This is a genomic window from uncultured Brachyspira sp. (assembly GCF_944390845.1).
GTDB classification, from domain to species: domain Bacteria; phylum Spirochaetota; class Brachyspiria; order Brachyspirales; family Brachyspiraceae; genus Brachyspira; species Brachyspira pulli.
Genome location: NZ_CALXRM010000079.1, coordinates 1 through 13,072, shown reverse-complemented (window position 1 = coordinate 13,072; position 13,072 = coordinate 1). Strand labels below are relative to the sequence as shown.

Genomic DNA, 13,072 nt, shown 5'->3' with positions numbered 1-13,072 from the left:
CAGAACATCCGCTAGATAAGTTTTGTAAGGATAAACATATTAAAAGAGTTTATAGTCCAGTCGCTAGTCCTTGGTATAATGGTGTTGTAGAAAGTACACATAACCGAGACCAAAAAGAATTTTATGATTATTGTACACAAGAATTAACTTTAGAAAAAGCTAATCAAAAATTAAAAAGATATAATAATTTTTGGAATCATAAACGAATACATTCAGCTTTAAATTATGATACACCTATGTTATACTTCAAAAAGATAAGGAATACTTAAATGCAATATCTCTGGCTCCCGTGCAATAGTTTTTTTAATTATTATAATTTCTTTGAAGATGTTTAAATTTATTTTTTATAATATCAATAATTTCATCTTCTGTTATATTTTCTATTCCTAATATTTTTTCTTCTTTGATCATTTTCTCTCTTTCTTCTTTTTCTTTTTGCAATTTGATTAGATTTATTTCTTTTAATTTATTTTCTCTTTCTATTAATTCTTTTTCACTGTAATAACGTTTTATTAAATTTTCTTTATCTCCGTTTATTAAATATACTTTCAAATAACTTACAAAATCAAGCCAAAGAGTAGTAATATTATTTTGATTTTGTATTTTTGATTTAGCATATTTAATGCATTCCTTCCAATCGAATTTTCTGTTATTAAATATATTCATTAATTCTTCCTGCTTCTCTTTTTTCTTAAAGCAATGTATTTGAGATAGTGATTTAGCTTCATTGCATGTAATTTCATTGAATGTTTTAGTAAGTTCATTTACAAACAAATCAAATTCAGAGAGAGTTTTATCTATATCATTAATTGTATTATTTATTATATTATTATCTTTGACTTTTTTGCTTATACCCGTTTGATTATTTTGTTTATACTCCCTTGTCAATTTAGTCAATACCTTATTATTATTTTGTATTGTGTTTAAATAGATTTTTCTTTTATCGATATTATTATTTTTTATCTTGTAGTCAATTATAATGTATCCGTATTCTTTTAATTGAGAAATATATCTTGATACAGTTGCAGAGCTTATAGAATAAAGATTAGCAAAGTAATTATTAGTAGCCCAGCAGTAGCCTTTATCATTTGTAAGAGCAGTAATCTCTCCGTATAATAATCTGGCAAGAGGCTTTAGTCTTTTATCGTACCTTACTTCTGCCGGTATTATAGCATAATAATTTTTTTTGTAATTGTCTTGTTCATTAAAATTGTTGTTCATACAATATTACCTTTTAAAAAAATCCTTATACTATAGTCAAAAAATATAATATTTTATAAGTTTATATTAGAGAAATTTTTTATATTTTTTTAATTAATTTTATATTTTTAATTTAAAAGAAATAAAATTATTTTATTACTAATAATAACTTATATTTTTTGTTATAATATATATAGTTTTATTTGTTTTATTAGGCTTTGACAATTATATTTTTAGTATTATAATGAATAAGTTGTATTTTTCAAAATAATATTGATTAAAGGTTTATATTTATGTACGAAATGAAAGCTATTGTAGGTACAAGCCAAATTGATAAAGACGGGCTTTTAAAAACTTCATCTATATTTGATTTGATGCAGGACTGTTCTTTCTTTCAATTAGATGCTGATGTTGAACTTACAAAATATTTTAATGAAAATAATGTGAGTATGTTTTTAGTATCAAGACAGGTTGATATATACAAACTTCCAAAGTATAGCGATAAAGTTATAGTGCGTACTTATGTTTATGAATGTAATGAAGCTTACGGATACAGGAATACTGTTATATATGATGAAAATTATAATGAGCTTGCTATTTGTTATGCTATAGGCGGATTTGTTGATTTATCTAACGGCAATTTGATAAGAGTGCCTTCAGAGTTTATAAATAATATAAAATTTGATGAGAAGCAGGAAATGAATTATCTTCCTAGAAAAATAAAGGTTGATAACAATGCTTTAAAAGAAGTTGACAGATTCAAAGTAAAAAAATATTTTATAGATGATAATAATCATGTTAATAATGCCAGATATATTGATATGGCTATAGACTATGTTGATGATTATTATAAAAGAATAAGAATAGAATACAGAGTGCCTGCAGAATTGGGAGATACTATAGTTGTAAAGAAAGCTGTAATTGATGATAAAGTTTTATTAAAGTTTGACAGTGAAGATAATAAAACTTATGCTATATTAGAGTTCTCTTATAGTTTATAATTTAATCATAATGTCCATATAGTGATAATATTATTACACTGTTGTTATCATTATCAATTTTGTATATTATTCTATGAAATTCAGTTATTCTTCTGGAATATAAGCCTGAATATTCATATTTTAATTTTTCAGGCTTTCCTATGCCAGTTTCTGGGTGTTTGGAAATATCTTCTATTAGTTTTATTATTCTTTGTGATATTTTTTTATTATTTTTTTTGAAAAATTGTATATGTTTTTTAGCTTCATCTGTTAATAATATATCGAAAATCATATATTATTCTTCTTCCATTTTTATTAAATCATCTAATGTATATTTTGTTACTTTACCTTCATTCATCTCTTTGATGGATTTATACAAAGAATCTTTCCCTATATTTGGATTAATAGTATATTTTTCCATTATTATTTCAGTTAAAATTGATACAGCAAATTTGGAAAAAACAACAGTTGATTCAAATTTATCTTTATAATTTTCTTTTCTTGGTATTCTTAAAGCTAGACATTCATATTCAAAGAAATTGTTTTCTGCTGCTATAGATACTATTTTTTTTGAACTTATTTCTAAATTAAACATATTCTTTATTGTATTTTTTATCATAAAAGGTGTATATTTACATATAAGAAAATTTATATTGTTAAATAAATAATTGATATTGTTTGTTTCAATATTTTTTATATAATTTTCTATATCATTTAATTGTTTTTTTAATTCTATATTTTCATTTGTTACTTTACCTATAATTTCATTTAATTCTTGAATTCTATTTTTATAGGTGTTTTCAATTAAAATTTTTTCTACTTTATCTTTTACTTTGTACATATATACAGCCTAAAATGATTTTTTATCATTATAACATAATATATTTAATTATGTCAATATATTGTATTTACTAATAAATGAATTATAATATAAAAAAATTGCAAAGGAAATGAAACTATGAAAATTGCTATAGGCTGCGATCATTCAGCTGTTGAATTAAAAAAAGAGATAATAAAATATTTAGAGGAATTAGGACACACTGTTACTGATTATGGTACTCATACAATAGAAAGCGTTGACTATCCTATATACGGAAAAAAGGTTGCTGATGCTGTTGTAAGCAAAGAATGTGAATGCGGTGTTTTGATATGCGGAACTGGTATAGGTATTTCACTTGCTGCTAATAAAGTTAAAGGCATAAGGGCCGCAGTTTGCAGTGAGCCTTATTCTGCTAAACTTTCCAAACAGCATAATAATTCTAATATAATAGCTTTCGGTGCCAGAGTAGTAGGAGTTGATTTAGCTAAGATGATAGTAAAAGAATGGCTTGATGCTGAATATGAAGGCGGAAGACATGCTAGGAGAGTTGACTTGCTTACAAAAATAGAGAACGGCGAGGAAATTTAATTTTTTTATTAATTAACTTAATATTAAGGGCTTTGAGTTTTTTAATAGACTTAAAGCCCTTTTATTTTTTTATTAACTTTTTCTATATTAAGATTATAATGATTTAATATAATTCCTTATCAATTATTATTTAACTTACACATCAAAATTATTTTTCAAATATTTTCCAATTGAAATTTTGATAATTTTAATTTATTATATAAAATAACAATACATAGAGATGGTACTATATGAAAAATGTTATTTTTGTAATTACAGTATTTATTTTAATAATTGCTGTAATTTCATGCGGAGGCGGAAACAGCGTTAATAAAGAAACAAATCAATCAGAACAAAATACTCAAACTAATCAAAAATCACAAAACAACAATACTCAAAATATTCAAACCAATACATCACAAACAAATAATCAAAAAGAATTCTTTGATATGAAATATGTTTATAAAGGCATTAGAGCAGATAAAACCAAATTTGATGAAAAGCTTAAAAAATTAAGAGAAAATAATGAATATGCAAAAAGGAATTTTGATTTTATTAATAGGAAATTTGCAAATGATGATGAAAGAAAAAAATATTCTATAGAGTTTATATCAAATATTAATTATGCTGCATTAGATCTGGAATTCTTAATAAGCTGGGGTAATTGGGGTATATATAGTGAAGTTGAAGATTATTATGCTGTTGGATATCTATATGTCGATCAAAATTTAGCATTAAAAAAAGCAAGAGAAGAATTATTAAAATTAAATAAAAAAGATGCTGATGTTTATTTAGCTTTGTTCTTATCTCATTTTGCTTGCGATTCACTTTACTATTTTGAAGAAGAGAAAAAATATTTAACTGAATGGAAAAAAGCAGGCGGAAGTAATATTGCTATGATGATGAGAAAAAATGATAATGATAATACTTATATAGAAAAGATGAACTTAATTAATTATATAATAGAAGCTCCTGATTCTTTAAGAGCAGAAAAATTAGTTGCTGATGCTTATAAAGATAATTTCTATAGATACATTGTAAAAGATAATGGATATATAGATTTATTTAATGAAAATAATTATTCTTTAACTTCAATTGAATTAGAAGGTACTGCCCGTTTATCTTCAATAGAAATAGCAGAAGAAATAGGCAATACAAATATAATGAACAAATATATCAAAACTTATATAAATAATAGATTAGCTAATGATGATATACAAGACTATTTAGAATATTATCAAAATTATTACAATATTAATGCCGTTTATTGTTATGATGGTTGGAATAACCTTAATTTACTTGAGTTTAAAAAGAATACATTTTTAATTGAAAGTACTATGAACGGATTAGTAAATATGCATTATTATAATCCTGAGTTCATAAAAGATAATTTATATGCTTCATTTAAAGAAATAAAAAATTATAATTTCAGACTTGGAGATATAGATAAAGTAAAATCTGCTGAAATTAATTCAATTTCTACAAATGATTTGAAAGATTATACTAAAGACTCTAAATTTATAGATTCAGGAAACTTTGATATAGAACAATATTCATCTTATGTAGCTAGCAATATGTATTATCCTTTGCATAGTGTATCTTTTTTCTTATGTGATATCAATAATGACGGCAAAGAAGAATTAATGCTTTCAGGAGAATATACGAGTTCTGCTGGAAGGGGCGGTATAGCAAATTATACTTTACTTTTAAAAGATAATTTGGAAATAGATTTTGATTCAGAAACAGGACAGCTTATTAATTATCGAGATTTTCAAGATTTGGGATGTACTCAAAAAATATACACAGAAAATGGTAAAAATAAAATGTTTTTATTGGATACTCTTAATAATGGAGCATATGATATATTTATTGATAATAATGAAATAAAGAATGCAGAAGTTTTTGATTATATTACATATAGTTATCAGCCCAAATTGGAGTGGAAAGGAAGTATACTTGACGGAGTACCTGAAGGAGCTTTAAAAACTGATGCCAGCTTTGATATGTCTAAAGCAGAAAATGCATCAGACAAAGCAATAGTATCAGACAGAACTTTGAGAATGGCTGATAAACTTATAAGCGATGCATATTTTTCTAAAAAGGCTACTTTGGATAAACAAGGTCAGGAAGAATTATTGGAGCAAAGAAGAGCAGAAATCAAAACTATTCAGGAAGCAAAAGGTGATATTAAAGCAATAGAATCTGAAATGCTTAAGATTTTGAATATACAATAATTTTTTGTAAGAAATATATTTAATAAAAAGTGCATGCATTATATATGTATGCACTTTTTTTATTGTTAAAAATATCAAAATTTAATAAACTTTACTTTTATAATTATTTTTTGTATAATAATATTATGAAAGATTTAGATAAATTAAAACAAATATTAAATGAACAAGTTACTGTTGAAAATTTAAATAGGATTAATGATTATTTTGTACGCTATTTGTTTTCGCATGCTGGCAATGAAAATATAGCTTTAAATTTTATTAATGCCGTATTTAAAGATTTAGACTTTGAAACTTTTCAAAAAATAGAAATATTAAATCCATCGCCGAAGGCGGGCAGTCGCCTTAATATAGCAGAAAATTATGATGAAAAAGAAAGTATTGTTGATATAAAAGCTACTACAGAAAAAGGAATAACTGTTTTAATAGAAATACAATCCAAAGGAAATGAAGATTTTATAAAAAGAGCTTTATATTATTGGGCTTATAATTATAGTTCTAGTTTAAATAGAGGTTCTTTTTATGATGAGTTAAAACCTGCAGTAAGTATTAATATTACAAATTTTATATTAACTGATGAGGAGAAAATACACAGCTGTTATATATTAACAGAATTAAGTAATAATAAGATTCTAACAGATCATTGTCAATTACATTTTATAGAACTTCCTAAATTCACTTTTAAAGATATTAATAAAAATTTTGATAATATACATAAAGAATTTATTTCTTGGGTTAAATTTTTTTATATAAAAAATTATGAGCGTCTAGTAAATTTATTTACTAGACTCAAAAAGCGAATAATTTTTTATTTATAAATTGGGGAAGATATGTCTATCTTAATGAAAGAAAATACTATATTTGAGGAAGTAGAAAAGAAATGCCGTACTTTTGTTAATGATAGTCCTGTGATGGATAAGTATAAAAAACGAGAAGTAGATACATATTTCTTTAATAAGAGTATGGAGTTAGATATAAAAAAGGCTAAAGAAGAAGGTATTAAAGAAGGTATTAAAGAAAATCAAATATTAACAGCTAAAAATATGAAAAAAGAAAATATAGATATTAATATTATAAGTAAAATAACAGGATTGAGTATAGAAGAAATAAAAAACTTGTGAATTCCTGCCATTCGTTAGAATGGTAGGAGCTTATTAACGAACAAGTTTTTTATAAATGATGTAAGAAATAGAAATCTATAATAAATATAAAAGTTATAATAAAAAAGTGCATGCATTATATATGTATGCACTTTTTTATTATGAAAAATATTTTGTAATTGAAATTTTGATAGTTTTAATTTATTATACAAAAATCAAAATACTTACGGACGGTTTAATATGAAAAATGTTATTTCTATAATTGCAGCATTTATTTTAATGATCGCTATTATTTCCTGCGGCGGCGGAAATAAAGAAACGAATCAAACATCGCAAAATACTAATGAACAAAAAACTGTTTCATCTGATAATCAAAAAACAGAAACTAAAAAAGAATTCTTTGATATGAAATATGTTTATAAAGGTGTTAGAGTAGATAAAGCTAAATTTGATGAAGAGCTCAAAAATTTAAGAGAAAATAATGAATATGCAAAAAGAAATTTCGATTTTCTTAATAGGAAATTTGCAAATGATGATGAAAGAAAAAAATATTCTATAGAGTTTATATCAAATGTTAATTATGATCCATTTAGTGAAACATTCAGCACTTGGGATAAATATAATGAAGATTTGACAGATTATTATGCTGATGAACATTTATATGTTGATCAGAATTTAGCATTAAAGAAGGCAAGAGAAGAATTATTAAAATTAAATAAAAAAGATGCTGATGTTTATTTAGCTTTGTTCTTATCTCATTTTGCTACAGATTCTCTTTACTATTTTGAAGAAGAAAAAAAATATTTAACAGAATGGAAAAAAGCAGGCGGAACTAATATATCTATGATGATAGCAAAGTATGATGATGATAATGCTTACAGCAATAAAATGAAATTAGTTGATTATATAATAGAAGCTCCTGATTCTTTAAGAGCAGAAAAATTACTTGCTGATGCTTATAACAATGGTTTTTCTAGATATATTGCAAAAAATAATGGATATATAGATTTATTTAATGAAAATAATTATTCTTTAAGTTCAATTGAATTGGAAGGTACAGCTCATATAGCTGCAGTAAATATAGTACCAGAAATAGTCAATACAAATATAATAAATAAATATTTAAAAACCTATGTTATAAATAGACTCAGCAATGATAAATTATATTTTGATGATGCGGAGTATTTTAGAAATTATTACGGAATTGATTTGATGGAGTATTATGACGGATGGAATGGACTTAGTTTTCTTGAGTTTAAGAAAAATACATTCCTAATTGAATCAAGAGTAAATATGCATTATTATAATCCTGAGTTTATGAATGATCATATATATGCTTCATTTGAAGAGGTAAAAACTTATAATTTCAGACTCGGAGATATAGATGAAGTAGAATCTGCTGAAATTAATTCAATTTCTACAAATGATTTGAAAGATTATACTAAAGGCTCTAAATTTATAAGTTTTGGTAAATTTAATGGAGAAAAATATTTGGAGTATATAGATGAAACAATGGGGTGGCGTGTATATCCATCTTTCTTCTTATGCGATATCAATAATGATGGTAAAGAAGAATTAATGCTTTCAGGGGATTATGATTATGGCGGAGGAAGAGGCGGTACAGTGAATTTTACTTTACTTTTGAAAGAGAATTTGGAAGTAGATTTTGATTCAGAGATAGGACAGCTTATTAATAATCAAGATTTTCAGGATTTAAATAAAAGTCAAAAAATATATACTGAAGACGGTAAAAATAAAATGTTTTTGTTAAATGAAGCTTCTAGTGAGGCTTTGGATATATTCATTGATAATAATGAAATAAAGAATGCAGATTATTTTAATTATATTACATATAGTTATCAGCCTAAATTGGAATGGAAAGGCAGCATACTTGACGGAGTACCTGAAGGAGCTTTAAAAACTGATGCCAGCTTTGATATGTCTAAAGCAGAAAATGCATCAGACAAAGCAATAGTATCAGACAGAACTTTGAGAATGGCTGATAAACTTATAAGCGATGCATATTTTTCTAAAAAGGCTACTTTGGATAAACAAGGTCAGGAAGAATTATTGGAGCAAAGAAGAGCAGAAATCAAAACTATTCAGGAAGCAAAAGGTGATATTAAAGCAATAGAATCTGAAATGCTTAAGATTTTGAATATACAATAATTTTTTGTAAGAAATATATTTAATAAAAAGTGCATGCATTATATATGTATGCACTTTTTTATTGTTAAAAATATTTTGTAATTGAAATTTTGATAGTTTTAATTTATTATACAAAAATCAAAATACTTACGGACGGTTTAATATGAAAAATGTTATTTCTATAATTGCAGCATTTATTTTAATGATCGCTATTATTTCCTGCGGCGGCGGTAATAAAGAAACAAGTCAATCAGAACAAAATACTCAAACTAATCAAACAGAAACTAATAAAGTATATGTTAATCCAACAAGTACAAATGAAAATCATAATACAGATATTGATATTAATGCTAATGAAACCACATATACTAATGAATATATTCAAGGTACAGAAATGGATCCTATACCTACAGGATATAAAAAAATAGATGAAATACTCAATGAACATAAATATAAAGCACCAATATACGAAATATCAAAATTATTAGCAGAGGAAGGTTTAGAAGGAAAAATTACTGAATATACAAATTTTGGTGATAAATATATATATAAAGATTCTACTCCTTTGTTTTTGGCAGTACAATTCGGATATAATGATTTGGCAAAAGAGCTTATAAAAGAAGGTGCTGATGTTAATGCCAGAGCAAGCGATATGGAAACAGAAGACGGTATTGATATGCTTTATTATGCTGTTAGAAATAATAATGTTGAAATGAGTAAAATCTTAATTGATGAAGGACTTGATGCAGGAAGAGATTACGGTTATGAATATTCTTATTATTTAAAAGATGCAGCAATAAACAATAATAATCTTGATATGCTTAAAATACTTGTACAAAGCGGAGATATTGATTTGGAATCAAGCTTAATTCCGCAAGCAATTGAGCAGAATAATATAGAAATGGTTAAATATTTAATATCTATAGGACAAGATGTAAATGCTCAAATATTTGCAGATGGATTTTGGATTAACTCTCCTATGAAAGTAGCTGCTCAAAATGGCAATATAGAAATAGCTAAGCTTTTAATTGATGAAGGTGCCAATTTAAACTCAAGCGATGATTATATAGGTCCAGCTATTGATTACGGTAATTATGATATAGCTAAATTATTAATAGATAATGATGTTTTTAATCTTAATACTAATACAACTAAAGAACAAGCTATAGAATTAGCAAAGAATAAAAAATATTATGAAATGGAAAAATTATTATCAAGCGAAGATGCTAATAATATAGACGGATATGATGAATTAATGAATGCTGTGTCTAAAGGAGATATGAAAGAATTAGAAAAACTTATAAAAGATGATACCGATTTGAATAAACAATATGATAAGATTACGCCTCTTAATTTAGCTGCTGCTAGAAATGATAAAGAAATGGTTAAATTCCTAGTAGAAAAAGGTGCTGATATAAATTTAGAAGATGGATACGGATATACTCCTTTAATGAAAGCAATAGATTATGATAATATTGGGTTAGCTAAAAATATTATTGATTTAAAGCCGGATTTAAATGCCGTATGTTCAGCAACAGGAGATACTCCTTTAACATATTTAGTAAATGCCAACAAGTACGGCGGCGGAGCAGATCTTTGTTATTATATGATAAAAAATGGTGCTGATATAAATAAAAAGAATAAAGAAGGAAATACTCCATTAATGATTGCAGCTGCAAGTTATAGTTATGGTATTGTGGGAGTTCTTGTAAATATGGGTGCTGATTATAATATTAAAAACAAAGAAGGAAAAACAGCCATTGATATTGCTTCAGCTAGAGATGATAAATCGGCGCTTCATCATATGACTAATCCAATCGATTTAGAACATTATCTTAGTTATTAATAAATAATAAAAAAGTGTATGCGTATTTTTTATATGTATGCACTTTTTTTATTGTAAAAATATTTTGTAATTGAAATTTTAATTATTTTAATTTATTATACAAAATAACAATACATACAGAGGGTAAAAAAATGAAAGCAGTTCTTTCTATTATTTCTATTTTTGTTTTAATAGTTTCAATAATTTCCTGCGGAGGCGGTAACAAAGAAACTCAGCAAACAGAAAATACTCAAACTAATCAAACAGAAACTAATAAAGTATATATCAATCCAACAACTACAAATGAAAATCATAATACAGATATTGATATTAATGCTAATGAAACTAAATATACTAATGAATATATTCAAGGTACAGAGCTAGATCCTATGTCTACAGGATATAAAAAAATAGATGAAATACTTAATGAACATAAATATAAAGCACCAATATACGAAATATCAAAATTATTAGCAGAGGAAGGCTTGGAAGGAAAAATCACTGAATATACAAATTTTGGTGATAAATATATATATAAAGATTCTACTCCTTTGTTTTTGGCAGTACAATTCGGATACAATGATTTAGCAAAAGAGCTTATAAAAGAAGGTGCTGATGTTAATGCCAGAGCAAGCGGTATGGAAACAGAAACAGAAGGCGGTCTTGATATGCTTTACTATGCTGTTAAAAATAATAATCCTGAAATGACTAAAATCTTAATTGATAAAGGACTTGATAAAAATAGAGATTATGGTTATGAATATTCTACTTATTTGACAGATATTGCTATCGGCAACAACAATCTTGATATACTTAAACTTCTTGTAAAAAGAGGAGATTCAAAAGAAACTTTAATTCCTGATGCAGTAAGAGAAAATAACATAGAAATGGTTAAATATTTATTATCTATAGGACAAGATATAGATGCACAAAGATTTTTTGACGGTTTTTGGGTTGATTCTCCTTTAAAAGTAGCTGCTGAAAACGGCTATGTAGAAATGGCTAAATTTTTAATTGATGAAGGAGCAAATTTAAACTCAGCTGATGATTATATGCTTTATGCCTATAATAATTATGATATAACTAAATTATTAGTAGATAATGATGTTTTTAATCTTAATACTAATACTACTAAAGAAGAAGCTATAGAATTAGTAAAAAATGGCAAATATTATGAAATAGAAAAATTATTATCAAGCGAAGATTCCAATAATATAGACGGATATGATGAATTAATGAATGCTATATCTAAAGGCGATATGAAAGCATTAGAAAAACTTATAAAAGATGATACTGATTTAAATAAACAATATGATAAGATTACGCCTCTTGGTTTAGCTGCTGCTAGAAATGATAAAGAAATGGTTAAATTTTTAGTAGAGAAAGGTGCTGATATAAATTTAGAAGACGGATACGGATATACTCCTTTAATAATAGCAATGAAGTATCGTAATATTGGTTTAGTTAAAGATATTATTGATTTGAAGCCGGATTTAAATGCTATATGTTCAGCAACAGGAGATACACCTTTAACATATTTAGTACGTGAAGTTTGGTTTGGTACAGATGCTTGTTACTACATGATAAAAAACGGTGCTGATGTAAATAAAAAAAATGATAACGGAGATACTCCATTAATAGTTGCCGTACAAAATGTTATTGGAAGTTATGGTATGTTAGGAGTTCTTATAAATATGGGGGCCGATTACAACATTAAAAATAAAGAAGGAAAAACAGCTATGGATATTGTTATCGAAGAAGATGACAAAGCAGCACTTCATCATTTAAATAATCCTGACGATTTAGAAACTTATCTTAGTTACTAATAAATATAAAAGTTATAATAAAAAGTGCATGCATTATATATGTATGCACTTTTTTATTTTCTGTTTAAAAATTTTCAGTATATACCTAAACAACTATATTTTGTCAAAATAATTTTTTTAATTTAAAATATTTTCAGGGCTTTGCCACGAACCCCAGTTCTTTTATTGGTATAAAAGAACCTATATCCTCGACAGGCTCGGATACGCTTCGCGAAGAACTGCATTTTTGACCTAAAACTAGGGTATTACACTATATTTAATATACTGAAAATTTTTAAGTTTGTCAATTTTTTTAATATATTGTATAATAACAATATGGATTTTAATTTAACAGACGAAGAAATAAAATTTTTGAAAGCTTTTCATAAAAAAGTT

At 25.6% G+C, this 13,072-nt stretch carries 10 protein-coding genes and 1 pseudogene; 8 read left to right on the top strand and 3 right to left on the bottom strand.

Annotated elements, in window-relative coordinates; genetic code table 11:
* A partial coding sequence (locus tag Q0K52_RS12800; RefSeq protein WP_297300021.1) for an integrase core domain-containing protein occupies positions 1-269 on the top strand: 269 nt, incomplete at its 5' end.
* A 34-nt stretch (positions 270-303) separates the two neighbouring features.
* Here Q0K52_RS12800 and Q0K52_RS12795 read toward each other — a convergent pair.
* Positions 304-1,221, bottom strand: a complete 918-nt coding sequence (locus Q0K52_RS12795; protein WP_297300019.1) for a helix-turn-helix domain-containing protein — start codon at positions 1,219-1,221, stop codon at positions 304-306.
* A gap of 272 nt (positions 1,222-1,493) precedes the next feature.
* Between Q0K52_RS12795 and Q0K52_RS12790 the strand changes: the two genes are divergently transcribed.
* The gene (locus Q0K52_RS12790; RefSeq protein WP_297300018.1) at positions 1,494-2,201 is read left to right on the top strand and encodes an acyl-ACP thioesterase domain-containing protein; all 708 of its coding nucleotides are present in this window, start codon (positions 1,494-1,496) and stop codon (positions 2,199-2,201) included.
* Between the two features lies 1 nt (position 2,202).
* Here the strand turns inward: Q0K52_RS12790 and Q0K52_RS12785 are convergent, their stop codons facing one another.
* Positions 2,203-2,472: a Txe/YoeB family addiction module toxin gene (locus Q0K52_RS12785; RefSeq protein WP_297300016.1), complete on the bottom strand. Its 270-nt coding sequence runs from the start codon at positions 2,470-2,472 to the stop codon at positions 2,203-2,205.
* A 3-nt stretch (positions 2,473-2,475) separates the two neighbouring features.
* Positions 2,476-3,021 carry a hypothetical protein gene (locus Q0K52_RS12780; protein WP_297300014.1) on the bottom strand — a complete coding sequence of 182 codons (546 nt, stop codon included), beginning with the start codon at positions 3,019-3,021 and terminating at the stop codon, positions 2,476-2,478.
* Positions 3,022-3,138: 117 nt separating this feature from the next.
* Between Q0K52_RS12780 and rpiB the strand changes: the two genes are divergently transcribed.
* The 6 genes and pseudogenes from rpiB (at position 3,139) to Q0K52_RS12750 (ending at position 12,697) form a co-directional block, all read left to right on the top strand.
* On the top strand, positions 3,139-3,588 hold the full coding sequence (rpiB, locus tag Q0K52_RS12775; RefSeq protein WP_297300012.1) for a ribose 5-phosphate isomerase B: 450 nt from the start codon (positions 3,139-3,141) through the stop codon (positions 3,586-3,588).
* Positions 3,589-3,818: 230 nt separating this feature from the next.
* Positions 3,819-5,801: a hypothetical protein gene (locus tag Q0K52_RS12770; RefSeq protein WP_297300009.1), complete on the top strand. Its 1,983-nt coding sequence runs from the start codon at positions 3,819-3,821 to the stop codon at positions 5,799-5,801.
* Between the two features lie 125 nt (positions 5,802-5,926).
* A pseudogene (locus tag Q0K52_RS12765) lies at positions 5,927-6,919 on the top strand (Rpn family recombination-promoting nuclease/putative transposase).
* Positions 6,920-7,138: 219 nt separating this feature from the next.
* Entirely contained in the window at positions 7,139-9,067 is a 1,929-nt protein-coding gene (locus Q0K52_RS12760) for a hypothetical protein (RefSeq protein ID WP_297300007.1), read from the top strand.
* 142 nt (positions 9,068-9,209) lie between these two features.
* Positions 9,210-10,892, top strand: a complete 1,683-nt coding sequence (locus tag Q0K52_RS12755) for an ankyrin repeat domain-containing protein (protein WP_297300004.1) — start codon at positions 9,210-9,212, stop codon at positions 10,890-10,892.
* A 131-nt stretch (positions 10,893-11,023) separates the two neighbouring features.
* Positions 11,024-12,697: an ankyrin repeat domain-containing protein gene (locus tag Q0K52_RS12750; RefSeq protein ID WP_297300001.1), complete on the top strand. Its 1,674-nt coding sequence runs from the start codon at positions 11,024-11,026 to the stop codon at positions 12,695-12,697.
* The last annotated feature ends 375 nt before the right edge of the window (positions 12,698-13,072 follow it).